The sequence below is a fragment of the Pseudomonas sp. NPDC090233 genome (genome assembly GCF_044772285.1).
Classification (GTDB): domain Bacteria; phylum Pseudomonadota; class Gammaproteobacteria; order Pseudomonadales; family Pseudomonadaceae; genus Aquipseudomonas.
The window spans coordinates 280,244-303,683 of the sequence record NZ_JBIVYQ010000005.1; the positions used below are offsets into that span (position 1 = coordinate 280,244).

Genomic DNA, 23,440 nt, shown 5'->3' on the forward strand with positions numbered 1-23,440 from the left:
GGCTTGTACGGACGATGCTATGGCGATAGATTGAATAACTCAAATTCATAATTTTCATGCTTTGCATAACCATCAGGAATTCAAAGATGGACATGGCCAACCTGAGTGCCTTCATCGCCATTGCCGAGACCGGCAGCTTTTCCGGAGCCGGCGAACGCCTGCACCTGACCCAGCCAGCCATCAGCAAACGCATCGCCGGGCTCGAACAACAGCTGGATGTACGCCTGTTCGACCGTCTGGGCCGTGAAGTGACCCTGACCGAAGCCGGCCGCGCCCTGCTGCCACGCGCTTACCAGATTCTCAATGTCCTTGATGATACCCGACGCGCCTTGACCAATTTGACTGGGGAGGTGAGTGGTCGCCTGACCCTCGCCACCAGTCACCACATCGGCCTGCACCGCCTGCCCCCGCTGTTGCGGGCGTTCACCCGTCAATACCCGGCGGTGGCGCTGGATATTCAGTTCCTCGATTCAGAAGCGGCCTACGACGAGATTCTGCATGGTCGCGCAGAAATCGCAGTAATCACCCTGGCACCCGACCCTCATCACCTGGTCAAGGCGGTCCCGGTATGGGATGACGCCCTGGACTTTGTCGCCGCCCCAGAACACCCACTGGCCAGCAATACCCAGGTCAGCCTTGCCGACGTCGCCCGCCACCCGGCGGTATTCCCCGGCGGCAACACCTTTACCCATCACATCGTGCAACGCCTGTTTGAAAGCCAGGGCCTGACCCCGAACATCGCCATGAGCACCAACTACCTGGAAACCATCAAGATGATGGTCTCGATCGGCCTGGCCTGGAGCGTGCTGCCGCGAACTATGCTGGATGATCAGGTCGCACCCATCGCTTTGCCCGGCATACAGCTGTCACGCCAGCTAGGCTACATACTGCATACCGAGCGAACGCTGTCGAACGCCGCCCGGGCCTTCATGGCCCTGCTCGACAGCCACGCAGGGTCCGCCTGACCGGTCGTCAGCCCGGCACTTCCAACTCATGGACGCGTAAACGCCAAAGGTCTGGTACCAATGCCCAAATCCGCAAACCGCTTTCCGCGCCTGCCGCGTATCCCTGCGGCCGACCCTCAAGAGTCGGAACAGGCCTGGCAGAACGCCCCGCAGTTGCTGGCCGCGCTCAACGGCGCACGCTTGGGCGCCTGGCTGTGGGACATCGACAGTGGCCGGGTGAGCTGGTCGCGCGGCACCCAGGCGCTGTTCGGCTTCGACCCCGAGCGCCCCATGCCCAAGGACATTGACTACCTCGACCTGCTGCCGGAAGAGGACCGCGCCCGCACTCGCCAGCTGTTCCAGGCGGTGGTCAACGGCGAGCCCGCCGAAAAAGCCATGCGCCATCGCATCCGCTGGCCGGATGGCAGCCTGCACTGGCTGGAAATCAACGGCAGCCTGACCCACGATCGCCAGGGTCGGCCGCAGATGATCGGGGTGATCCGCGAAATCACCCGCCAGCGCGAACGGGAAACCGCGCTGATCAACTCGGAGAAGCGCTTCGCCACGCTGTTTCACCTGAGCCCCAACGCGATCCTGCTCACCCGCCGCAATGACGGCATGATCTTCGAGGTCAACCAGCACTTCGAAGACATGTTCGGCTGGCCAGGCGACCAGGTGATCGGCAAGACCAGCCTGGAACTGGGCCTGTGGGTAAACCCCGAGCAACGCCACCAGGTGCTCGAAGCACTGCGCGCCAGCGGCGGCCCGGCGATTCTGGAGGTGCAGTTCCGCGCCAGCAGTGGAAAGCTCCACGACGGCATCCTGTGCACCCAGGCCATCGAACTGGAAGGCGTGACCTTCCTGCTCAGCACCTTCGTCGACACCTCCGAGCGCAAACGCGCCGAGCAGGCACTCAAGGACAGTCAGGAACGCCTCGACCTGGCCCTGGACTCGGCGCAGCTGGGCACCTGGGATTGGCACATCCCCAGCGGCATGCTTTACGGCTCGGCCCGCGCGGCGCAATTGCACGGGCTGGAGCCAATCCCCTTCCACGAATCGTTCGATTCCTTTTTTGAAGGTGTGCCCGAGGATGAGCGCGACGTCATGCGCCAGGCCTACCGCAGCCTGCGCGAAGGCCCGGCAGGCAACTACCAGATCACCTACCGCGTGCAGCTGGATAACGGCGCCTCGCGCTACATCGAGAGCCGCGCACGCCTGTATCGCGATGACCAGGGCAAGCCGCTGCGCATGGCGGGTACCCTGCTCGACATCACCGATCAGGTGGAGCGCGAGCTACGCCTGAGCGCCTCGGAAGAGAAATTCGCCAGCCTGTTCCAGGTCAGCCCCGACCCGATCTGCGTGACCCGCCAGGACAACGGCCAGTTCATCGAGATCAACCCGGCCTTCACCCAGACCTTCGGCTGGAGCGCAGAGCAGGTGATCGGCCGCACCGCCGAAGAGATCGGCCTGTGGGCCGAGTCGATCGAACGCGCCCAGCGCATCGAGCGGGTAATCCGCGAGCAGGCCCTGAGCAACGTTGCCGTATTGGTCAACCACCGCGACGGCTCGCCGCTGACCTGCGTGATCGCCAGCCGGCTGATCAGCGTCGACAACCAGCCTTGCAGCGTCACCACCCTGCGCGACATCACCCAGCAGCAACGCTCCGAGGCGGCACTGAAGTCCAGCGAAGAGAAGTTCGCCAAGGCCTTTCACTCCAGCCCCGACGCCATCACCATCACCGAACGCCGCAGCGGCCGTTACGTCGAGGTCAACGATGGCTTCTGCCGACTGACCGGCTACAGCAACGACGATGTGATTGGCCGCAGCGTCTATGAGCTGGGCATCTGGGCTGACGACAAACAGCGCAACGCCCTGCTCACCGAGCTTAAAGAGCGCGGCCGGGTGCACCACCGGGAGATGCTCGGGCGCAACAAGCGTGGTGACATCCTGACCGTGGAAGTGTCGGTCGAGCCAATCAGTCTCAATGAAGTCGATTGCCTGCTGCTCACCGCCCGCGATGTCAGCCAGCTGAAGAACGCTCAGGCGCAGATCCGCCATCTGGCCTACCACGACCCGCTGACCAACCTGCCCAACCGTGCCCTGCTGATGGACCGCCTGAGCCAGCAGATCGCCCTGCTGCGCCGGCACAATCTGCGCGGCGCCCTGCTGTTCCTCGACCTCGACCACTTCAAGCACATCAACGACTCGCTCGGCCACCCGGTGGGCGACACGGTGCTGAAGATCATCACCGCACGGCTCGAAGCCAGCGTACGCCTGGAAGACACCGTGGCGCGCCTGGGTGGCGATGAGTTCGTGGTGCTGCTCAGCGGCCTGGAAGGCAGCCGCGAGGCGGTCGAGAGCAAGGTTCGCGACCTGGCCGACACCCTGCGCGAGCTACTGGCCGAGCCGATGTCGCTGGACGGCCAGCGCCTGCAGGTGACCCCGAGCATTGGCGTGGCACTGATCCCCGATCATGGCGCCACCCCTGCCGACCTGCTCAAGCGCGCCGACATCGCCCTTTATCGGGCCAAGGATTCGGGCCGCAATACCACCCAGTTGTTCCATACCACCATGCAAAAAGCCGCCAGCGAGCGCCTGCGCATGGAAAACGACTTGCGCATGGCCCTCGCACGCGGCGAGCTGGCGCTGCACTTCCAACCCCAGGTGGATGCCCGCGACAACCGCATCGTCGGCGCCGAGGTACTGTTGCGTTGGCATCACCCACAACTGGGGCAGCAACCGCCGGCGCAGTTCATTCAAGTATTGGAAGAAAGCGGCCTGATCCTCGAAGTTGGCAGCTGGATACTCGACGAAGCCTGCGATGCCTGTGCACGCATGCTCGAGGATGGGCTGATCGATGCCGATGACTTCAGCCTGTGCGTGAACATCAGCCCGCGGCAATTTCGCCAGAACGACTTCGTCGAGCGGGTACTGCGCAGCCTGGACGATTACCGGCTGCCACGGCAGATGCTCAAGCTGGAGATCACCGAGGGCATCGTCATCCAGAACCTGGAAGACACCATCAGCAAGATGCGCGAACTCAAGCGCTATGGGGTGAGCTTCGCCATGGACGACTTCGGCACGGGCTATTCCTCGCTGACCTACCTCAAGCGCTTGCCGGTGGACGCACTGAAGATCGACCAGACCTTCGTTCGCGACGCGCCGGTGGATCCAAACGACGCCGAGATCGTCCGCGCCATCGTCGCCATGGCGCGCAGCCTGGACCTGGCAGTGATCGCAGAGGGGGTGGAGTTGACCGAACAACTGGAGTTTCTCGAGCGTTTGGGGTGCCACCTGTATCAGGGTTACCTGCACAGTCGGCCGCTGCCGTTGCCTGAGTTCAGGCAGATGCTGCTGGAGGCGCCGGCGGACTACTAACGCAAAAGGGCACCCGAAGGTGCCCTTTTGTTCATCACGCCGAACTTAGTTCAGCACAGGCTTTTCACCATTGATCGGGATGCGCTTGGCCTTGGCTTCTTCCGGCACGATGCGCAGCAGGTCGATGCTGAGCAGGCCATTGGCCAGCCCGGCGGATTTGACTTCAATGTGGTCAGCCAGGCGGAACGACAGCTTGAAGGCGCGCTGGGCAATGCCCTGATGCAGATAGGTCACTTCTGCAGCGTTGTTTTCGCGTTTGCCGCCGATGACGGTCAGGACACCTTTTTCGACCTGGAGGTCGAGGTCCTGCTCCTGGAATCCGGCTGCGGCAACCACGATGCGGTAGTGGTCATCACCATGTTTTTCAACGTTGTAGGGAGGGTAGCTGCTACCCGCCTCGTTACGTGCCGCAGACTCGAACAGGTCGTTGAAACGGTCGAAGCCTACGGAATGGCGGAACAGAGGTGCGAGAGAGAAAGCGCTGGTCATGGTCATAAACTCCTGAAATTCAGCAAGTAAAGTCATTACGCGACCCGACTTCGGCATCGCGCACTGAATAAATAGGGTTCAGGAGAGGGCTTTCAAGGGTGAAAAGTAAAAATTTGCGATTTCGCGGGCAAGTCCGCCCAACCCTGTGGGAGCGGCTTTAGCCGCAAAGCATGCCACGCGGTGGATGGCACCGGCATCGCCGGTGTTCGCGGCTGAAGCCGCTCCCACAGAGCCAGGTCAGGCAACACATTCCTCGAATGCCTGCATTTCAACCCCAAGCAACTGACTGATCCGCTGGCAACTATCCTCACGCCGCAGCTCGGCAAACAGCACCACCGCTTCCGGATAGCTGCGCGTCAGCATCGCCAACCACTGCTTCATCCGCCCCGGCGCATAACGCGGCGACAGTTTGGCCTGGGCCTGGCGCCAGAATTCACGCAGCAGCGGCAACAGCGCCTCCCAGCTCATCGGCTGGTAGTCCCGCCCGTCCCGCACGGCGGCGATCTGCAAGGCCAAGTCCGGCCGCGACACCAGGCCGCGCCCGAGCATGATGTCTTCGGCGCCGCTGACTTCGCGGCAACGCCGCCAATCGTCCACGGTCCAGATCTCGCCATTGGCGAACACCGGCACCTTGACCACGTCCTGCACCCGCGCCACCCACTCCCAATGCGCCGGCGGCTTGTAGCCCTCGACCTTGGTGCGGGCGTGCACCACCAAGTGCGCTGAACCACCCTCGGCCAGGGCCCTGGCGCAATCCAGGGCACCATCTGGGCTGTCGAAACCCAGGCGCATTTTCGAGGTGACCGGGATGTGCGCGGGCACAGCGCGACGCACCTCGCGCACGATGGCATGCAGCAATTCCGGCTCTTTGAGCAGCACCGCGCCACCCCGGGATTTATTCACGGTCTTGGCCGGGCAACCGAAGTTCAGGTCGATCACCGGGGCGCCCAACTCGCAGGCCAACGCCGCGTTTTCGGCCAGGCAGACCGGATCGGACCCCAGCAACTGCACGCGCATGGGCACGCCGGCAGCCGTGCGCGCGCCCTGGCGCAGCTCAGGCGCGAGCTTGTCGAAGGAGGAAGCGGGCAGCAGGCGGTCGCAGACGCGGATGAATTCGGTGACGCACCAATCGATGCCGCCCACGCGCGTCAGAACGTCGCGCAGGATGTTGTCGACCAGCCCCTCCATCGGGGCCAGGGCAATTTGCATGTTGCGGTCTCGGCGAGAAAAGGCGGCAGTCTAACAAAAAATGCCGGCAGTTCAGGCGCCGATCAGCGCCGGGCCGTAACCGTCGACGAATTCCGCCGGCATGCGCTTGGGTTTACCGCTGGAGAGCTCGATGCAGGCGAAGGTGGTCTGCGCACGCAACAGGGTCACGCCGTCACGCGGGCGCTTGAGCTGGAAGCGCCGGGTCATGCGCAGGCGCTGATCCCAGTTGATGATCCAGGTCGCCAGCTGCAGCTCGTCTTCCTCGTAGGCGGCGGCGAGGTAGTCGATTTCGTGGCGCACCACTGCCATGGCCCGGTCCAACCGTCGGTATTCAGCCAGGTCCAGGCCCAGGCGCTGCGAGTGGCGCCAGGCGCAACGCTCCAGCCAGGTGACGTAGACCGCGTTGTTGGCGTGACCGAGGCCGTCGATGTCCTCGCTGCCGACGCGCAGGTCGATGATGAATGGCGTTGCCAGGTCCCAGCTCATGCCCGCTCCCAATGTCAGTGAACGGGCAGAGTGTATCGGATGTTCAAGCGCTTTGCCGCGCGGGTGCGCTGGCACGCTCGAGCAATTCGAGCACCGCCCCGCTTACGCGCGGGTCGGCCAGCACGCGCTGGTGGCCACCCGCCTCCAGCCGCAGCAGACGGCTGTCGAACCAGGCTTTGTGGATCAGCTCCGCCTCGCTGGCCGGCACAAGCGTGTCATCAGCGGCATGCACGATCAATCCTGGCAGCTCCAGCTGATAACCACTGACATCGAGGCGGTTAATCTGCATACCGACGTCCCGCTCCACCTGGCGAATGAACGCCGCCCTGGCGCGTGCTGGCAGGCCAAGGTGGCGAGCGAAACCTCGCAACACACCGAGCAACTGAGCCGGTGCAGCGATGCTCACTGCGGCTTCGGCACGCAGCCCCATCTGCAGCGCCAGCATGACACTGGCACCGCCCATCGAATGGCCGATCACCGCACGCAGCGGCGGCAGCTCAGCGGCAGCCTCCAGCAGCGCCCGGGCAAACAGCACCACATTCGCTTGCTCACCCGGCGAGCGGCCATGGCCAGGCCCTTCCAGCGAGACCACGGTGTGCCCAGCCTTCACCAGGGTTTCGATCAACGCGGCAAATTGGGTCGGCCGCCCTTCCCAACCGTGCATCAACAGCACCGTCGGGCCTTGACCCCAGCGCAAGGCAGACAGCCCAAAGCGCAGGGTGACGCGCTCTGCGCTGGCCAGCAGAGGCAGCTCCCACTCCCTTGGTGGCAGCGTGCGCGGGGTCATGAACGCACGGCGCATCTTGCCGGCGACGTGCTCGGGGGCCAGGTGGCCGAGGGTGCCATTGACACCACGAATCCAGCTGAGGGTAGTCATCGCCTTGCTCCAGGTTTCAAACGACCGCCGATTTGGCGGCGCGCAGGATACGGTCGGACAGCTCGCCGGTGCCCAGGGCACGGGCCAGCGCCAGACCACCGATCATCAGGGCCAGGTCGGCCAGGGCCTTGTCGGCATCTTCCGGGCGATCGACCATCGCCGCAGTCATCAGCTCGATATGCTCGGCCAGCACCTCGCGAAACACCTCCGGCAGGCGCTGCATCTCGCCAATCGAGTTGGGCAACGGGCAGGCATGCACCTCGGCATCACGGTGCTTGCGCGACAGGTAGAAGGCGCTCACCAGCGCTCGCCGCCCTGCCCCGTCCAGGCTCGGGTCAACCTGGGCCAACAGTGCCCGGCGCTCGCTGAGCAACTGGCGGAAAGCCTCAAGCATGAGTTCGTCCTTGCTGTCGAAGTGGGCGTAGAAGCCCCCGACCGTCAGGCCGGCAGCACCCATGACCTGGCTGACACTCGGTTCAGCCGGGCCGTGCTGGATCAATGCGCTACGGGCAGCTTCGAGGATACGCTCGCGCGTTCTGGTCTTCTTGTCGCTCATGAACATTCACCAGCCAAAATATGATGATCGAAATATTATTCTCATCATATTTTTTGGCAAGCAGAATTTGCCGCCACTCATCGGCGCAGCCATGTTTTTAGGGAAGGGAGAAAAACAAAAGGCCCATTCAATAAGCGAATGAGCCTTTAAAGTCCCGCAAAACGCGGGTAAACGTGGCGTCCCCTAGGGGACTCGAACCCCTGTTACCGCCGTGAAAGGGCGGTGTCCTAGGCCACTAGACGAAGGGGACGTAACCTTCGCGAAGATTCGCTGATGCGAACCCTGGCTAAATTGGTGGAGCTAAGCGGGATCGAACCGCTGACCTCCTGCATGCCATGCAGGCGCTCTCCCAGCTGAGCTATAGCCCCGAAAACAAAAGGCTCATCCAATATGCGAATGAGCCTCTTTAAGTCCCGCAAAGCGCGGGTAAAAGTGGCGTCCCCTAGGGGACTCGAACCCCTGTTACCGCCGTGAAAGGGCGGTGTCCTAGGCCACTAGACGAAGGGGACGTAACCTTCGCGAAGATTCGCTATTGCGAACCCTGGCTAAATTGGTGGAGCTAAGCGGGATCGAACCGCTGACCTCCTGCATGCCATGCAGGCGCTCTCCCAGCTGAGCTATAGCCCCGGATTTCTAGCCTCTCGGCCCAGCGACATACTGAAACATCGCTTGTGCAAAACTGGCGTCCCCTAGGGGACTCGAACCCCTGTTACCGCCGTGAAAGGGCGGTGTCCTAGGCCACTAGACGAAGGGGACGAACCTTCTTACCTTCAAGACCCGGTTGCTGGACCCGGTCTTGCTTACCAGCCTTGGCTGTTAAGCGGAATTTGGTGGAGCTAAGCGGGATCGAACCGCTGACCTCCTGCATGCCATGCAGGCGCTCTCCCAGCTGAGCTATAGCCCCACAATGTCGCTTTGAACTGAATCACCGGCTGAGTACCTGGCGCTTCGTTTTCGTTCATCGCTGTGGACGGGGCGCATATTAAGATCGGATTGCAGGGCTGTCAAACGAAATTTTGAAAATATTCAAAAGTTTTTTCACAGATAACAATCACTTACCGCCCTGCCCCAATGATTCTCGGGTTTTCCCATGCAGAAGCAGGCACGCCCGCCCCTGCAGGGTAACCCCTAGAGCTATCAGGCGATGTTCGCCAGCAGCTTTTCCCACTCTTTGTTTTCTTTCTTCGACACGCCACCCAGCAGGTCCAGCGCCTGGCGCAGGCGGTAACGGGTCAGGTCCGGGCCGAGAATTTCCATGGCATCGAGCACCGATACCGAGCTGGCCTGGCCAGTGATGGCGGCGAACATCAGCGGCATGGCATCACGCAGTTTCAGCTCCAGCGCTTCAACCACCGCCTGGATGCAACCGGTGATGCGCTCTTTTTCCCACTGGCGCAGGCTTTCCAGCTTCCACAGGATCAGCTGGATGACTTGGCGCACCTGATCGGCAGACAGTTTCTTGCTTTCGAACAGCTTGGCGTCGAGTTTCAGCGCGCCTTCGAAGAAGAACCCGCCCAACGGAGCGACCTGGCTGAAGGTTTCGACCCGGCCCTGCACGTGCGGGGCGATCTTCATCATGTAGTCGCTGTTGAACGCCCACTTCTGCAGGCGCGCGGCGAATTCCTCGACTGGCAGTTCACGCAGCCATTGGCCGTTGAGCCAGGACAGCTTCTCGATGTCGAAAATCGGGCCACCCAAGGAGATGCGCGACAGGTCGAAATGCTCGACCATTTCCGCCAGGGAGAACTTCTCGCGCTCGTCCGGCATCGACCAGCCCATGCGGCCGAGGTAGTTGAGCATCGCCTCGGGCATGAAGCCCATACGCTCGTAGAAGGTCACCGAGGTGGGGTTCTTGCGCTTGGACAGCTTGGATTTGTCCGGGTTACGCAGCAGCGGCATGTAGCACAGCTTGGGCTGCTCCCAGCCGAAGTATTCGTACAGCTTGATCAGCTTGGGTGCCGACGGCAGCCACTCTTCGCCGCGCAGCACGTGGGTGATGCCCATCAGGTGGTCATCGACCACGTTGGCCAGGAAGTACGTTGGCAGGCCGTCGTTCTTCATCAGCACCTGCATGTCCATACGGTCCCACGGGATTTCGACGTCGCCACGAAGCATGTCCGGGACCACGCAGATACCTTCGCTCGGCACCTTCATGCGGATCACATGGGGCTCGCCAGCGGCCAGGCGGCGCTGCACTTCCTCATCGCTCAGCAGCAGTGCGCGGCCGTCGTAGCGCGGGGTTTCGCCGCGAGCCATCTGCTCGGCGCGCATCTGCTCCAGCTCTTCGGCGGTGCAGAAGCAGTAGAAGGCGTGGCCGGCGTCGACCAGTTGCTTGGCGTACTGGGCGTAGATCTCGCCACGCTCGCTCTGCCGATACGGGCCGTGCGGGCCGCCGACATCCGGGCCTTCGTTCCATTCGATGCCGAGCCAGCGCAGGGCGTCGAAGATCTGTTGCTCCGACTCGCGGGTCGAGCGCAACTGGTCGGTGTCTTCGATGCGCAGGATGAACTCACCGCCATGCTGCTTGGCAAAGCAGTAGTTGAACAGGGCGATGTAGGCGGTGCCGACATGGGGGTCGCCAGTGGGCGATGGCGCGATACGCGTGCGTACGGTGGTCATGGAGAGTCTCGAACGAAAGATGAAACAAAGGCGGGATGTTAGCAGGGAGCAGGCACCGGGCTCCAGCAATGGCGCGAACGTCACTTGTGGACGGGCGCCATGTCGCTGTTAAATTTGCTTACATTTCTGGAACGATAGTCCCCATGCCCGCTCAACTCAAACGCCGCCTGCTGATCTTCTTCACCCTGGTGGCGATCATCGCCCTCGCCTTCCTCGCCCACTGGTTCTTCAAGGGCCGCTTCTACGAGAGCACCGACAACGCCTACGTTCAGGGCGAGATCACGCGCATTTCGAGCCAGCTTGGCGCTCGAATCGACGAGGTGCGTGTGGAAGACAACCAGCATGTCAACAAGGGCGACCTGCTGGTGCGCCTGGAAGTCGCCGACTTCGAACTGGCTGTTGAACGCGCCCGCGCCGCCCTGGCCACCCGCGAAGCCGAACATGTGCAGGCAGAAAGCCGGCTGACCCAGCAGGGCAGCCTGATTGCCGCCGGTCAGGCGCAGGTCGCCGCCAACCAGGCGACGTTCGACCGCTCGCGCCTGGACCTGAACCGCGTGGAGAAACTGCGCAAGCCAGGTTTCGTATCCGAGCAGCAGGTCACCACCCTTTCAGCGGAAAGCCACGTCGCCGGCTCCCAGGTCGACAAGGCCCGCGCCGACTTGCAAAGCCAGCGCCAGCAGGTCAATGCCCTCAGCGCCGACCTCAAGCGCCTGGATGCGCAGATCGCCAATGCCCGCGCTGAATTGGCCCAGGCCGAGCTGAACCTGACCCGCTGCGAGATTCGCGCCCCAATCAGCGGCATCATCGGCCAGCGCAATGCCCGCAATGGCCAGGTGGTGCAGGCTGGCGCCTATCTGCTGTCGATCGTGCCCGACCAGGACATCTGGGTGCAGGCCAACTTCAAGGAAACCCAGATCGGCCACATGCAGCCAGGCCAGCGCGCTGAATTGGTGTTCGACAGCTACCCCGACACGCCGATCGAAGGCCGCGTCGACAGCCTGTTCGCTGCCTCTGGCGCGCAGTTCAGCCTGCTGCCACCGGACAACGCCACCGGCAACTTCACCAAAGTAGTGCAGCGCATCCCGGTCAAGCTGACCTTTGCCGCCGACAATCCGTTGCATGGCCGCATTCGCCCAGGCATGTCGGTGACCGCTACCGTCGATCTGCGCGCAGAGGATGCAGGCCACGATGGCCGGTGATCAGCTGCTCCGGCCAACCGGGGAGCCGACACGGCGCGACTGGATTGCGGTGATGAGCGTGATGCTCGGCGCCTTCATGGCGGTGCTGGACATCCAGATCACCAACTCTTCGCTCAAGGACATCCAGGGCGCGCTGTCGGCGACCCTGGAGGAAGGCTCGTGGATTTCCACCTCGTACCTGGTGGCGGAAATCATCATGATTCCGCTGACCGCCTGGCTGGTGCAGTTATTGTCCGCCAGGCGCCTGGCGGTGTGGGTATCGGCCGGTTTCCTGTTTTCGTCGCTGCTGTGCTCGATGGCCTGGAACCTGGAGAGCATGATCCTGTTCCGCGCGCTGCAGGGCTTCACCGGCGGGGCGCTGATCCCGCTGGCCTTTACCCTGACCTTGATCAAGCTGCCCGAACACCACCGCGCCAAAGGCATGGCCATGTTCGCCATGACCGCGACCTTCGCCCCTTCCATCGGCCCGACCCTGGGCGGCTGGCTGACCGAGAACTGGGGCTGGGAATACATCTTCTACATCAACATCCCGCCTGGCCTGGTGATGATCGCCGGCCTGATGTACGGGCTTGAGAAGAAGGAAGCGCACTGGGAGCTGCTGAAGAGCACCGATTATGCTGGGATCGTCACGCTGGGCGTAGGCCTGGGTTGCCTGCAGGTTTTCCTTGAGGAAGGCCACCGCAAGGATTGGCTGGAATCGAACCTGATCGTTGCCTTGGGCAGCATTGCCCTGATCAGCCTGATCACTTTTGTCATTCTGCAGTTTTCCAAACCGCATCCGCTGATCAACCTGCGCATCCTCGGCAACCGCAACTTTGGGCTTTCGAGCATCGCCAGCCTGGGTATGGGTGTCGGGCTGTATGGGTCGATCTACCTGCTGCCGCTGTACCTGGCACAGATCCAGGGCTACAACGCTCTGCAGATCGGCGAGGTGATCATGTGGATGGGTGTGCCGCAGCTGTTCCTCATCCCGCTGGTGCCGCAGTTGATGAAGGTGGTGTCGCCGAAAATACTGTGCGCGCTCGGCTTCTGCCTGTTTGGCGCGGCCAGCTTCGGTTCCGGCGTGCTCAACCCCGACTTTGCCGGGCCGCAGTTCAACCACATTCAAATTATCAGGGCCCTTGGCCAGCCGATGATCATGGTGACCATTTCTTTAATCGCCACGGCCTATATCCAGCAGCAGGATGCCGGGTCGGCGTCGAGCTTGTTCAATATTCTGCGAAACCTCGGCGGCGCCATTGGCATCGCCTTGCTCGCCACCTTGCTGGATGCGCGGACCAAGGTGTATTTCGATTACCTGCGCGAGGCGGTGGTGCCGAGCAATCCGCAGGTGGCCGAGCGGCTGGCACAACTGGCGGAGCGGTTGGGTAATGACAATGCGGCCTTGGGCAAGTTGAGTGAGATTGCGCATCAGCAGGCGCTGATCATGGCTTACAACGACGCTTTCCATTTTGTAGGGATCGGGTTGGCGGTGAGCATGGTGGCGGTGCTACTGACTCGCAAGCTGCCTCAAGGGCTGAAAGCTGGGGAGGCCCATTAAACTTAGGCTGCCTTTACCGGCCTCTTCGCGGGCTTGCCGAGACGTCGGACCGCCCGCGAAGAGGCCGGCTCAGGAAAGACCCATCAGGAAGTAATCAACCGCTCCCGAAGCTGGGTAATCTCATCACGCAACTGCGCCGCAGCTTCAAACTCCAGATCGCGCGCAAACTGCATCATTTTCTCTTCCAACTGCTTGATGCGCTTGGTGATCTCACCCGGCGTGCGCAGTTCGGCCTCGTAACGGGCGCTCTCCTCCGCCGCCTTGGCCATGCCTTTGCGCTTCTTGCTGCGCGAACCCGGCACAGTGGCGCCTTCCATGATGTCGGTGATGTCTTTGACCACGCCCTTGGGCACGATACCGTTGGCCTCGTTGAAGGCGATCTGTTTTTCACGCCGACGCTCGGTCTCGTCGATTGCCCGCTGCATGGAGCCAGTAATCTGGTCGGCATAGAGAATCGCCCGACCATTGAGGTTTCGTGCGGCGCGACCGATGGTCTGGATCAAGGAGCGCTCGGAACGCAGGAAACCTTCCTTGTCGGCATCGAGAATCGCCACCAGCGATACCTCGGGCATGTCCAGGCCCTCACGCAGCAGGTTGATGCCCACCAGCACGTCGAAGGTGCCCAGGCGCAGGTCACGGATGATCTCAACCCGCTCCACCGTGTCGATATCCGAGTGCAGGTAGCGCACCCGGACGTCGTGGTCGGCCAGGTAATCGGAAAGGTCTTCGGCCATGCGCTTGGTCAGCGTGGTGGCCAGAACCCGCTCGCCCTGATCGACACGCTTGCGAATCTCCGACAGCAGGTCGTCGACCTGGGTCAGCGCCGGGCGTATTTCGACCTGGGGGTCGACCAGGCCAGTCGGGCGCACCACCTGCTCGACCACGCGCCCAGCGTGCTCGGCTTCATAGGGCCCTGGGGTAGCGGAAACGAAGATGGTCTGCGGGCTGACCGACTCCCACTCATCGAAACGCATGGGCCGGTTATCCAGCGCCGACGGCAGGCGGAAGCCGTACTCGACCAGGGTTTCCTTTCGTGAGCGATCGCCCTTGTACATTGCCCCGACCTGCGGAACGCTGACGTGTGACTCGTCGATCACCAGCAGGGCATCCGGGGGCAAGTAGTCATAGAGGGTCGGCGGCGGTGCGCCAGCCGGGCGCCCGGACAGATAGCGCGAGTAGTTCTCGATACCGTTGCAGTAGCCCAGTTCGAGGATCATCTCCAGGTCGAAACGGGTACGCTGCTCCAGGCGCTGGGCCTCGACCAGCTTGTTGCCTTGATGAAGGTATTCGAGGCGGTCCTTGAGTTCGTCCTTGATGCCGTCCACCGCTTCCAGCAGGGTTTCCCGCGGGGTGACGTAGTGGCTCTTGGGATAGAAGGTAAAGCGCGGCAACTTGCGGAAGACCTCGCCGGTCAGCGGGTCGAACGCAGCGATGTTCTCCACCTCGTCATCGAACAGCTCGATACGGATGGCTTCAAGGTCCGATTCAGCGGGGAAGATGTCGATCACATCTCCACGCACGCGGAAGGTGGCGCGGGCAAAGTCCATCTCGTTACGGGTGTACTGCAGGTCAGCCAGGCGACGCAGCAGCGCGCGCTGGTCGAGCTTGTCGCCACGGTCGACGTGCAACACCATCTTCAGGTAGGTCTCGGGGCTGCCCAGACCATAGATACACGACACGGTGGTGACGATGATCGCATCGCGCCGCTCCAGCAGCGCCTTGGTCGCCGACAGGCGCATCTGTTCGATGTGGTCATTGATAGAGGCATCCTTCTCGATGAAGGTATCCGACGACGGCACATATGCTTCGGGCTGGTAGTAGTCGTAGTAGGAAACGAAGTATTCCACCGCGTTGTTCGGGAAGAACGCCTTGAACTCGCCATACAACTGCGCGGCCAGGGTCTTGTTCGGCGCCAGCACCAACGTAGGCCGCTGCACCTGCTGGATGACGTTGGCGATGCTGAAGGTCTTGCCGGAACCGGTCACCCCGAGCAGGGTCTGGTGCGACAGGCCCGCCTCGATACCCTCGACCATCTGGCGGATGGCCTCAGGCTGGTCGCCGGCCGGCTGGAAACGGGTGACGAGCTGGAACTCGGACATGTCGGACCTCGCGGTAACGCAGCAACTGTAAATTTAGCCAGTAGTCTATACCCAAATGCGCCCGCCTGGGACCGGATTCAAGGTCGAGGTGTGAGCGCCTATTGCGGTGGACACGGCAATTCGACCAATGGTTGAAAAATATTTGCGCAAATTGCCGGAAAAGCTGCGCCACACTGTCGCAGTGACCGGTCGGTATCACTATACTGACTCCCCGTTTGTGCACCGCTTCAGTGCATTCGGCTGGAGCGTGTACGCCCTATCACTCTCCATTCAGAGCCAAGGTAACAATGAGCCTGTTTTCCGCTGTCGAGCTGGCACCCCGCGACCCCATTCTGGGCCTCAACGAAGCATTCAACGCCGATCCACGTACCGACAAGGTCAACCTGGGCGTGGGCGTGTACTGCAATGAGGAAGGCCGCATTCCGCTGCTGCGCGCCGTGATCGAAGCCGAAACCCAGCGTGCCGCCCAGCATGCCTCGCGCGGCTACCTGCCGATCGACGGCATCGCCACCTACGACCAGGCTGTGCAAAAACTGATCTTCGGCGCCGAGTCGCCACTGCTGGCCGCCGGCCGCGTGGTCACCGTGCAGGCCGTCGGCGGCACCGGTGCTCTGAAAATCGGCGCCGACTTCCTCAAGCGCCTGTCGCCCAATGCTGTGGTTGCCATCAGCGACCCGAGCTGGGAAAACCACCGCGCGCTGTTCGAGACCGCCGGCTTCCCGGTGCAGAACTACCGCTACTACGACGCGCCGAGCAACGACGTCAACCGTGCCGGCATGCTCGAAGACCTGAACGCCCTGCCGTCCGGCTCGATCGTCGTGCTGCACGCCTGCTGCCACAACCCGACCGGCGTCGACCTCGGCCTGGACGACTGGAAAAACGTCCTGGAAGTGGTCAAGGCCAAGGGCCACGTGCCGTTCCTCGACATGGCCTACCAGGGCTTTGGTGATGGCATCGCCGAAGACGCCTTCGCCGTGCGCCTGTTTGCCGAGTCGGGCCTGGAGTTCTTTGTTTCCAGCTCGTTCTCCAAATCGTTCTCGCTGTACGGCGAGCGCGTCGGCGCCCTGTCGATCGTCACCGCCAACAAGGACGAAAGCACCCGCGTGCTGTCGCAGGTCAAGCGCGTGATCCGCACCACCTACTCCAACCCGCCGACCCACGGCGCGACCATCGTCGCCACCGTGCTCAACAGCGACGAGCTGCGTCAAATGTGGGAAGCCGAGCTGGGTGAAATGCGCCAGCGCATCCACGGCATGCGTCAGCAAATGGTCAGACTGCTGGCCGAATACGGCGCCAAGCGCGACTTCAGCTTCGTCGGCCGCCAGGCGGGCATGTTCTCCTATTCGGGTCTGACCGTGGAGCAGGTGGCACGCCTGAAGAACGACTTCGGCATCTATGCGCTGGACACCGGCCGTATCGCCGTTGCCGCGCTGAACCAGAGCAACATCCACGTGGTCACCAAGGCCATCGTCGAAGTGCTGTAACTGCTTGATTTAGCTGATTGAATTGCCAGGGGTGGGTTGACTTGCCGCTGGCAATCAGTAAAATGCACGCAGATTCCGCGATAGCTCAGTCGGTAGAGCAAATGACTGTTAATCATTGGGTCCCTGGTTCGAGTCCAGGTCGCGGAGCCAAATTCTGAAAAACCTCCAGTTGCGCAAGCACTGGAGGTTTTTTCATTTCTGCACGGACTATTTCTGCAGTTGCTCGGTCACTGCCTTGCCTTCATCCACCAGGCTCCACACCAACAGCTTGGCAGGCTGGGTCTTGCTGGCATTGCGCGACACACTGTGCACGGTGCCTGGCGCTTCGTACCAGTACTCACCGGCCTTGTAAGTCTTTTCCTGCTCGCCGTTGAGCTTCGAGACCACCGCCCCTTCGAGCACGTAGGCCATCACTGCACCAGGGTGCTGGTGAGCGGGCGAAGCTTCACCGGGCGCATAGCTGACGGTGAGCATGACGGCTTTCTTGCCGGGGGCGTTGCTCGGTTGCTGCTCTTGCAGGACCTTGACCTGGTCAGCCACATCGCCATGCGCCCAGGCGCTGGGCTGAGCCGTGAGGAGACCGACACTGACAAGCAAGGCAAGGGAAAGAATCGAGGTTTTCATTGGAGCTTCTCCTGATTGGCGTCTGCCAGCAGGTTAGGCCCATGGGCAACCGGGACAAACGGCCAATTCAGGGAAAAAGCAGGGGGCCGCTTGGCAGCCCAGCAATCTCAGCCGCTAGGGCCAATGGGATAGAACGTGCCATGACTCCAGACGCCTAGCCATTCTTCGCCATCGATATCGCGCGGAACCGCCAGCTCGACCAACTGGTAGAACACGTTGCGATGGATCAACGCCTCAAGATTGCTGCGCATCAGCACATAAGGCGATGGCTCCTGAGTGACCGAGTCGATCTCCACTCGCAGAGGATTCGCCGGGCCAGCCTCGACCTGATCCTCGACATTGCTGGTGAAGGTCAGCACCTGTTGCTCGCCACTGCCCCGCACATCGAGGGCCACGGCAACGAACGGCGCATCGTCGACGCGAATACCCACCTTTTCCACGGGCGTGATCAGGAAGTAGTCATCGCCATCGCGGCGAATGATCGTGGAAAACAGCCGCACCATCGGTTTGCGCCCGATTGGCGTGCCCAGGTAATACCAGGTGCCGTCACGGGCGATGCGCATGTCGATGTCACCGCAGAAATCCGGATTCCACAGATGCACCGGCGGCAGGCCCTTGTGCTTGGGGATCTGTGCCAGTAGATCGTTGGCCTTGCCGGAATCCGTCATCACCCTGCCCTCACTCACTCATGCCCAGAAGGCTACGAGCGTACTCGCGCATCGGTGCCGCGAGCAAATCCTGAGGCGTATTGTCGTGGAACGTCAACAAACCGCCACGGCTCTTGATGCGTGCACTGTCGATCAGGTAACGGGTGCTGGTTTCAATCAGCATCATCTGCACCACGCCGGTGTCCCAGCCCAGGCGATCGACCGCCTGTTCGTCATACCATTCATCGCCATTGGAGATGCGGTCATCGGTGCGAGCGAAACGGGTGTACAGCACATAATCGGCGCCGACTGCACGTGCCTCGGCAATGGCTTCTTCCAAGCCCAGCGGCCCTTGGGCGCGCCGTACCAACGGGAAATACTCGACGAAGCTCTTGAAGGCCTCCTCGGCCACCACGTTCTGTTTCGGCACCGGCCCTTTGCTCGGTGGCATGAACGCGCCCTGGCCGATGAAGATGAACGAATCGGGTTGCAGGCGGATCGACAGGGTGCGGCGCGTATCGCTGTGATCCAGCAGGCCGGCATCGCTCATGTGGTAACGGACGCCCTCGCCCATATCGCTGACATTCATGCAGCCGCCCAGCGCCAACAGCGCCAGCGGCAAGACCAGGCTACGCATCTTCCCTCCAGTGGCCGGTGACGAAAAACCGGCGAATAGCCGGCGGATGCAGCTTTTGCGCCAGATCAGCCGCCGATCACCTTCATCACCATCACATCGCCGGAAAACGCCAGCTCCTGCTTGTCGGCCAGGGCCTTGACCAACAGTCGCTGCAATGCGGGAAGCGCCTGGTGTCGGGGCTGTTCGAGCAAGTCGCCGACAAAGTGACGGTTGCTCGACGACAAGCAGCCATGCAGCCAGCCGGTAGAGGACAGGCGCAACCGCGAACAGGTGCGGCAGAACGGCACGCTTTCGTTGGCGATAACGCCAAAATGGCCCTTGCCCGGAATCTGGTACCGCAGCGCGGTGGCATCCAGCGGCGCATCGACCTGCTGGTAGCCATGCTTGCGACCGATCAGGTCCAGCAGCTGATCCAGCCCTACGAACTGTTGCAAGAAGGTGTTGGGGTCGCGAGCCAGATGGCCCATGCGCATCAATTCGATGAAACGCAACTCGTAGCCGCGATCCAGGCAATAGTCGAGCATGGGCACCACCTGATCGAGGTTCTCCCCGCGCATGGGCACCATGTTCACCTTGATCTGCATACCCATGGCACTCGCCTGCTGCATGCCGGAAAGCACACTGGCCAAGTCACCTCCCCGGGCGATACGCCGGAACGCCGAGGAGTCGAGGGTATCGAGAGAAACATTCAGGCGACGGATACCGGCAGCCTGTAACTGCGGCAGCTTGCGCGAGAGCAACTGACCATTGGTGGTGAGGGAGATGTCCTGCAGATCGAGCCTGGCCACCGCTGCCAGAAACGCATCAAGCCTCGGGCTGACCAAGGGCTCGCCACCGGTAATACGCAGGCGTTCGATACCTGCGGCTTCGATCAGATAGGCCACGCCGCGCGCCAGCGCCTCTGCCGACAGTTCATCCTGTGCCGCCACCAGACGCTTGCCATTGGGCACGCAATAGCTACAGGCGTAATTACAGGCAGCCGTCAGGCTGACGCGCAGGTTGCGAAAACGCCTGCCTTGACGATCGACAATCATGAATGACTCCGGCATGGATGAATCGGGGCTGGCGAAACCTGACTCAAAATTCAGGTTTTTGCAAGCCCCGGCTTCATGCCGGTTTCAACCGCAAAGGGCGAGGCGCTTCAGTTCGCGGGTTCCGGGTCGCGCTTGCGCTTGTTGCCCATGCGCACGCCGATATCCATCAAGAACTGGAAGAAACCTTCCTGGTCCTCCAGCACATTGCTCCAGAACGGCGAGTGGTAAAGCGCCACAGCGCCGTGCACCAGCGCCCAGGCGGCGCAGTAGTGGAAATACGGCGGCACGTCTTCGAGCTTGCCTTCGCTGATACGCCCTTTGATCAGCTGGGTCAGCCGATCGAAGTTGGAGGCGCGAATGCTGTGCAGCTCCTCGACCATTTCCGGCACCTGGTTGCCCTTGACCACCTTTTCTTCCAGGCGGTCGAACAGCCGATAGCGCTGCGGGTCGCGCATGCGGAACTCGAAATAGGCGCGCGACAGCGCCTCCTTGTCGCGGTCGACATCGGCCGAATGCAACAGCCCGTTCAAGTCGCGCTCGTAGTCGAGCATCAGGCGCAGGTAAATCTCCGCCTTGGACTTGAAGTGCTTGTAGATCGTACCTTTGCCGATACCTACCGCGTCGGCGATCATCTCGACGGTGACGCTATCTTCACCCTGTTCGAGAAACAGCTTGAGCGCAGTATCGAGGATTTCCTGTTCGCGACGGCGAAACTCACGGACCTTACGAGGTTCTTTCTGCATGGGAAGGACTGGATGACATTGAAGCGGTTTATTATGCCTAACTTGCAGCAAATTGCACGGATCATCCAACCATGTCTGTGTTTCACGATGAGTTCGAGCAAGCGCAGGGGCTGTACAGATGCCTTGAGGAAGGAAGCGACAGCAGGCGTATTCCAAATCTGTTTAAAAAACGACCAATGAACACTGGCACTGCGCCAAACCTGACCAATACTTGAAGTGTTGGCGCGGCGCATCCCCCCCAAGTGGCGCGCCGATAAAGGTGCTCAGGGACCGCGTACCTTTGTTTTACTCCTAATGGTCTTAACCCGGATTCCTCCCCCAGAACCCGGGTTTTTTTTGTGCAGCAGGATGTGCCTGGCGATGGATTGATAGCGCTCTCAAGATCGAGCGCCGCGCGGGCGGCGCTCGATTTCAGCACCACCGGAAAACCCCAGCCAGGCGCCCCTACCCCACCACCCGCGCCAAAGGAAACAGCCGCTTGAAGTTGCCAGTAGTCTGCTCCGCCAGCTGCGCATAACTCACGCCCCGTAACGAGGCCACATACTCCGCCACCTCACGCACGTACTGCGGCAGGTTGGGCTTGCCGCGGTAGGGGATCGGCGCCAGGTACGGCGAATCGGTCTCCACCAGCAGCCGGTCGGCCGGCACTTGCCGCGCGACTTCGCGCAATGCGTCGGCATTGCGGAAGGTGACGATGCCGGACAGCGAAATGTAGTAACCCAGGTCCAGCGCCGCCTTCGCCATGTCCCAGTCCTCGGTGAAGCAGTGCAGCACGCCGGCCTGAGGCAGGTTTGCCTCGCGCAGCAGCGCCAACGTGTCGGCCCTGGCTGCACGGGTATGCACGATCACCGGTTTGCCAGTCTGGCGCGAAGCTTCCAGGTGCAGGCGGAACGAGGCCTGCTGCAACTCGGCGGCTTCCGGTTCGTAGTGGTAATCCAACCCGGTTTCACCGATCGCGACGACGTGCGGATGCGCCAATTCACGCAACAGCCATTCCAGCGCCGGGGTTTCGCCGGGTGCCAGATCGAGAGGGTGCACGCCCACCGAGCAGTCGACGTCCGCGTACTGCTCGCTCAGGGCCTTCACCGCACCGGCGTTCTCGGCGCTGACGCCGATGCACAGGAAGTGCCCGACACCGCGCTCGCGCGCCGCCTGCAGGGCAGCATCAAGGGAACCCTGGTGGGCACTGAGGTCAAGACGGTCGAGGTGGCAATGGGAATCTACGAGCATGGGATACGGCACACATGAAGAAATGGAAAATCAGCGGGAACCCGGCAGCTGCACCCAGTGGGCGAGCAGGGCTTCCAGCAGCAGGACGCGGTTGAGGTTGGCCTTGCCCAGCACCTTCTGGCGTTGCTCGAGGATCCACGCCTGAACCTCTAGCACCTTGGCCTGCCGGCTCTTCTGCGCTAGGTATTGCACCACCTTGCGCATATCGGCCAAGCCTAGCCCCTCCTCGTCCTGGGTCAATTGATAACGCAGGGTCAGGTGCGACCACTCGCAGAACCAGTCGAACAGCAACAACAAGGGCACGCCGCTCCAGGCCTCGGCCAACTGACTGGGCGATTGCTGCTGCTTGAGCAACTTCTTCACCCCATCGGTGACCAGTACTCGCTGTTCGCGCACGCCCTGGGCCTGCAGCTTCACCGCCAACAGCGGCGATCCGGCGGCCAGGGCCAGCAGCTCGTCACGCTCGGCCTCGTCGCAATCGGCCAGCGCCGAGGCCAGCCAAGCCTGGCTCTGGACCGAGCTGGGCGGCGGGCAAGTGACCTGTTGGCAGCGGCTCTTGATAGTGGGAAGCAAGCGGCTGGGCTGGTGGCTGACCAACAACAGAACGGTATCACCGGAGGGCTCTTCCAAGCTCTTGAGCAGAGCGTTGGAGGCATTGATGTTCATCGCTTCGACCGGCTCGATCAGAATGACTTTACGCCCACCCAGTTGCGCCGTCTGCACCACGAAAGACACCAGCTCACGCACCTGGTCGACCTTGATCGGCTTGTCGGCCTCTTCCGGCTCCAGCACGAAGTTGTCCGGGTGGCTGCCCGCCTTGAGCAGCAGGCAGGATTTGCACTGCCCGCAAGCATCCAGCCCCTGCGGCTGCTGGCACAGCAATCGGGCCATCAGCCGTTCGGCCAAGGCGCGTTTACCAATACCCTGCGGCCCATGCAGCAGGTAGGCATGGGCATGCTGGGCACGCCCGGCCAACTGCTGCCACAGCGCCTGCTGCCAGGGGTAGGCCTCAGCCACGACAGCGTTCCAGAATGCTCGGCAACAGCGCGTCAATGGCGCGCTGCACGGCTTCCAGTGGTTGCGCAGCGTCAAGCAGGTCGTAGCGCTGCGGCTCGCGCTGGGCGCGCTGCAGGTAGGCCTGGCGCACAGCCTCGAAGAAGGCCTGGCCTTCCTGTTCGAACCGGTCAAGGCGGCCACGCGCGGCTGCACGAGCCAAGCCGACTTCCACCGGCAGGTCGAACACCAGAGTCAGGTCGGGGCGCAGGTCGCCCTGAACGAATTGTTCAAGCGTGGCGATGCGCTCGACTGACAGGCCACGTCCGCCGCCTTGATAGGCGTAAGTGGCGTCCGTGAAGCGATCGCACAGCACCACGGCGCCACGCTCCAGCGCCGGACGGATAACCTGCGCCAGATGCTGGGCGCGTGCGGCGAACACCAGCAGCAACTCGGTGTCAGCCGCCATCGTTTCGTCGCTTGGTGCCAACAGCAGTTCGCGGACCTTTTCGGCCAGTGGTGTGCCGCCAGGCTCGCGGGTCAGCACAACATCCAGCCCCTGCTCGCGCAGGCGTGCGGCCAGGTAGTCGCGGTTGGTGCTCTTGCCCGCGCCTTCGGGGCCTTCCAGGGTAATAAACAAGCCGCTCACAGG

Annotated in this window: 20 protein-coding genes and 7 tRNA genes; 6 read left to right on the plus strand and 21 right to left on the minus strand. The window is 62.1% G+C overall.

All coding sequences use genetic code 11. The features are described from left to right. The first annotated feature begins 86 nt into the window (after window positions 1–86). Together ACIQUF_RS15825 and ACIQUF_RS15830 are read left to right on the plus strand one after the other, a co-directional pair. Window positions 87–965: a LysR family transcriptional regulator gene (locus tag ACIQUF_RS15825; RefSeq protein ID WP_403132979.1), complete on the plus strand. Its 879-nt coding sequence runs from the start codon at window positions 87–89 to the stop codon at window positions 963–965. Window positions 966–1,025: 60 nt separating this feature from the next. Continuing rightward, on the plus strand, window positions 1,026–4,322 hold the full coding sequence (locus ACIQUF_RS15830; RefSeq protein ID WP_403132980.1) for a PAS domain S-box protein: 3,297 nt from the start codon (window positions 1,026–1,028) through the stop codon (window positions 4,320–4,322). A 45-nt stretch (window positions 4,323–4,367) separates the two neighbouring features. On the opposite strand, the gene ACIQUF_RS15835 is transcribed toward ACIQUF_RS15830, so the two are convergent. The 12 genes from ACIQUF_RS15835 to gltX all read right to left on the minus strand — a co-directional run bounded on the left by ACIQUF_RS15835 (window position 4,368) and on the right by gltX (window position 10,558). Then, window positions 4,368–4,811, minus strand: coding sequence for an Hsp20 family protein (locus ACIQUF_RS15835; RefSeq protein WP_403132982.1), 444 nt, complete (start codon window positions 4,809–4,811; stop codon window positions 4,368–4,370). Window positions 4,812–5,048: 237 nt separating this feature from the next. After that, the gene (locus ACIQUF_RS15840) at window positions 5,049–6,020 is read right to left on the minus strand and encodes a tRNA dihydrouridine synthase (protein ID WP_403132985.1); all 972 of its coding nucleotides are present in this window, start codon (window positions 6,018–6,020) and stop codon (window positions 5,049–5,051) included. Window positions 6,021–6,071: 51 nt separating this feature from the next. Continuing rightward, complete coding sequence (locus tag ACIQUF_RS15845; RefSeq protein WP_403132986.1) at window positions 6,072–6,506, minus strand: acyl-CoA thioesterase; 435 nt, start codon at window positions 6,504–6,506, stop codon at window positions 6,072–6,074. 43 nt (window positions 6,507–6,549) lie between these two features. After that, window positions 6,550–7,383, minus strand: a complete 834-nt coding sequence (locus tag ACIQUF_RS15850; protein ID WP_403132988.1) for an alpha/beta fold hydrolase — start codon at window positions 7,381–7,383, stop codon at window positions 6,550–6,552. A 16-nt stretch (window positions 7,384–7,399) separates the two neighbouring features. Beyond that, window positions 7,400–7,939 carry a TetR/AcrR family transcriptional regulator gene (locus ACIQUF_RS15855; protein ID WP_403132990.1) on the minus strand — a complete coding sequence of 180 codons (540 nt, stop codon included), beginning with the start codon at window positions 7,937–7,939 and terminating at the stop codon, window positions 7,400–7,402. A gap of 174 nt (window positions 7,940–8,113) precedes the next feature. Further along, window positions 8,114–8,189: transfer RNA gene (locus ACIQUF_RS15860), tRNA-Glu, on the minus strand. A gap of 42 nt (window positions 8,190–8,231) precedes the next feature. Continuing rightward, window positions 8,232–8,307 (minus strand) — tRNA-Ala (locus tag ACIQUF_RS15865). Between the two features lie 65 nt (window positions 8,308–8,372). Beyond that, window positions 8,373–8,448: transfer RNA gene (locus ACIQUF_RS15870), tRNA-Glu, on the minus strand. A 42-nt stretch (window positions 8,449–8,490) separates the two neighbouring features. Then, window positions 8,491–8,566: transfer RNA gene (locus ACIQUF_RS15875), tRNA-Ala, on the minus strand. A gap of 53 nt (window positions 8,567–8,619) precedes the next feature. After that, window positions 8,620–8,695 (minus strand) — tRNA-Glu (locus ACIQUF_RS15880). A gap of 72 nt (window positions 8,696–8,767) precedes the next feature. Continuing rightward, window positions 8,768–8,843, minus strand: a tRNA-Ala gene (locus ACIQUF_RS15885). A 233-nt stretch (window positions 8,844–9,076) separates the two neighbouring features. Further along, complete coding sequence (gene gltX / locus ACIQUF_RS15890; RefSeq protein WP_400799035.1) at window positions 9,077–10,558, minus strand: glutamate--tRNA ligase; 1,482 nt, start codon at window positions 10,556–10,558, stop codon at window positions 9,077–9,079. A 143-nt stretch (window positions 10,559–10,701) separates the two neighbouring features. Between gltX and ACIQUF_RS15895 the strand changes: the two genes are divergently transcribed. Together ACIQUF_RS15895 and ACIQUF_RS15900 are read left to right on the plus strand one after the other, a co-directional pair. Next, complete coding sequence (locus tag ACIQUF_RS15895) at window positions 10,702–11,757, plus strand: HlyD family secretion protein (RefSeq protein ID WP_403132993.1); 1,056 nt, start codon at window positions 10,702–10,704, stop codon at window positions 11,755–11,757. 49 nt (window positions 11,758–11,806) lie between these two features. Then, a complete protein-coding gene (locus ACIQUF_RS15900; protein ID WP_403133558.1) occupies window positions 11,807–13,297 on the plus strand; it encodes an MDR family MFS transporter in 1,491 nt (496 codons plus the stop codon). Window positions 13,298–13,380: 83 nt separating this feature from the next. Here the strand turns inward: ACIQUF_RS15900 and uvrB are convergent, their stop codons facing one another. Beyond that, window positions 13,381–15,396 carry an excinuclease ABC subunit UvrB gene (gene uvrB / locus ACIQUF_RS15905; protein ID WP_403132996.1) on the minus strand — a complete coding sequence of 672 codons (2,016 nt, stop codon included), beginning with the start codon at window positions 15,394–15,396 and terminating at the stop codon, window positions 13,381–13,383. Window positions 15,397–15,683: 287 nt separating this feature from the next. On the opposite strand from uvrB, the gene ACIQUF_RS15910 reads away from it, so the two are divergent. Next, complete coding sequence (locus ACIQUF_RS15910) at window positions 15,684–16,880, plus strand: amino acid aminotransferase (RefSeq protein WP_403132999.1); 1,197 nt, start codon at window positions 15,684–15,686, stop codon at window positions 16,878–16,880. Between the two features lie 74 nt (window positions 16,881–16,954). Next, window positions 16,955–17,030 (plus strand) — tRNA-Asn (locus ACIQUF_RS15915). A 57-nt stretch (window positions 17,031–17,087) separates the two neighbouring features. Here ACIQUF_RS15915 and ACIQUF_RS15920 read toward each other — a convergent pair. From ACIQUF_RS15920 to tmk, 8 genes are all read right to left on the minus strand, one after another. Continuing rightward, window positions 17,088–17,504: a cupin domain-containing protein gene (locus ACIQUF_RS15920; protein WP_403133002.1), complete on the minus strand. Its 417-nt coding sequence runs from the start codon at window positions 17,502–17,504 to the stop codon at window positions 17,088–17,090. Window positions 17,505–17,611: 107 nt separating this feature from the next. After that, window positions 17,612–18,172, minus strand: coding sequence for a DUF1285 domain-containing protein (locus ACIQUF_RS15925; protein WP_403133004.1), 561 nt, complete (start codon window positions 18,170–18,172; stop codon window positions 17,612–17,614). Between the two features lie 10 nt (window positions 18,173–18,182). Then, entirely contained in the window at window positions 18,183–18,788 is a 606-nt protein-coding gene (locus ACIQUF_RS15930) for a DUF4823 domain-containing protein (protein ID WP_400799018.1), read from the minus strand. A gap of 65 nt (window positions 18,789–18,853) precedes the next feature. Next, a complete protein-coding gene (locus tag ACIQUF_RS15935; protein ID WP_403133006.1) occupies window positions 18,854–19,822 on the minus strand; it encodes a GTP 3',8-cyclase MoaA in 969 nt (322 codons plus the stop codon). Window positions 19,823–19,929: 107 nt separating this feature from the next. After that, window positions 19,930–20,565 carry a TetR/AcrR family transcriptional regulator gene (locus ACIQUF_RS15940; protein WP_400683149.1) on the minus strand — a complete coding sequence of 212 codons (636 nt, stop codon included), beginning with the start codon at window positions 20,563–20,565 and terminating at the stop codon, window positions 19,930–19,932. A 444-nt stretch (window positions 20,566–21,009) separates the two neighbouring features. Then, window positions 21,010–21,795 carry a TatD family hydrolase gene (locus tag ACIQUF_RS15945; RefSeq protein ID WP_403133009.1) on the minus strand — a complete coding sequence of 262 codons (786 nt, stop codon included), beginning with the start codon at window positions 21,793–21,795 and terminating at the stop codon, window positions 21,010–21,012. Between the two features lie 30 nt (window positions 21,796–21,825). After that, window positions 21,826–22,812, minus strand: coding sequence for a DNA polymerase III subunit delta' (locus ACIQUF_RS15950; RefSeq protein WP_403133012.1), 987 nt, complete (start codon window positions 22,810–22,812; stop codon window positions 21,826–21,828). After that, entirely contained in the window at window positions 22,805–23,437 is a 633-nt protein-coding gene (gene tmk, locus ACIQUF_RS15955; RefSeq protein ID WP_403133014.1) for a dTMP kinase, read from the minus strand. Before tmk ends, ACIQUF_RS15950 begins: the two co-directional genes overlap by 8 nt. Window positions 23,438–23,440: the final 3 nt, after the last annotated feature.

Coding starts and splice junctions, on each gene's coding strand:
- ACIQUF_RS15845 (WP_403132986.1), bottom strand. CDS start 6,506: ATGAGCTGGGACCTGGCAACGCCATTCATCATCGACCTGCGCGTCGGC.
- ACIQUF_RS15840 (WP_403132985.1), bottom strand. CDS start 6,020: ATGCAAATTGCCCTGGCCCCGATGGAGGGGCTGGTCGACAACATCCTG.
- ACIQUF_RS15850 (WP_403132988.1), bottom strand. CDS start 7,383: ATGACTACCCTCAGCTGGATTCGTGGTGTCAATGGCACCCTCGGCCAC.
- gltX (WP_400799035.1), bottom strand. CDS start 10,558: ATGACCACCGTACGCACGCGTATCGCGCCATCGCCCACTGGCGACCCC.
- uvrB (WP_403132996.1), bottom strand. CDS start 15,396: ATGTCCGAGTTCCAGCTCGTCACCCGTTTCCAGCCGGCCGGCGACCAG.
- ACIQUF_RS15830 (WP_403132980.1), top strand. CDS start 1,026: ATGCCCAAATCCGCAAACCGCTTTCCGCGCCTGCCGCGTATCCCTGCG.
- ACIQUF_RS15945 (WP_403133009.1), bottom strand. CDS start 21,795: ATGCTCGTAGATTCCCATTGCCACCTCGACCGTCTTGACCTCAGTGCC.
- ACIQUF_RS15835 (WP_403132982.1), bottom strand. CDS start 4,811: ATGACCAGCGCTTTCTCTCTCGCACCTCTGTTCCGCCATTCCGTAGGC.
- ACIQUF_RS15895 (WP_403132993.1), top strand. CDS start 10,702: ATGCCCGCTCAACTCAAACGCCGCCTGCTGATCTTCTTCACCCTGGTG.
- ACIQUF_RS15930 (WP_400799018.1), bottom strand. CDS start 18,788: ATGCGTAGCCTGGTCTTGCCGCTGGCGCTGTTGGCGCTGGGCGGCTGC.
- ACIQUF_RS15920 (WP_403133002.1), bottom strand. CDS start 17,504: ATGAAAACCTCGATTCTTTCCCTTGCCTTGCTTGTCAGTGTCGGTCTC.
- ACIQUF_RS15910 (WP_403132999.1), top strand. CDS start 15,684: ATGAGCCTGTTTTCCGCTGTCGAGCTGGCACCCCGCGACCCCATTCTG.
- ACIQUF_RS15855 (WP_403132990.1), bottom strand. CDS start 7,939: ATGAGCGACAAGAAGACCAGAACGCGCGAGCGTATCCTCGAAGCTGCC.
- ACIQUF_RS15825 (WP_403132979.1), top strand. CDS start 87: ATGGACATGGCCAACCTGAGTGCCTTCATCGCCATTGCCGAGACCGGC.
- ACIQUF_RS15940 (WP_400683149.1), bottom strand. CDS start 20,565: ATGCAGAAAGAACCTCGTAAGGTCCGTGAGTTTCGCCGTCGCGAACAG.
- ACIQUF_RS15925 (WP_403133004.1), bottom strand. CDS start 18,172: ATGACGGATTCCGGCAAGGCCAACGATCTACTGGCACAGATCCCCAAG.
- ACIQUF_RS15935 (WP_403133006.1), bottom strand. CDS start 19,822: ATGATTGTCGATCGTCAAGGCAGGCGTTTTCGCAACCTGCGCGTCAGC.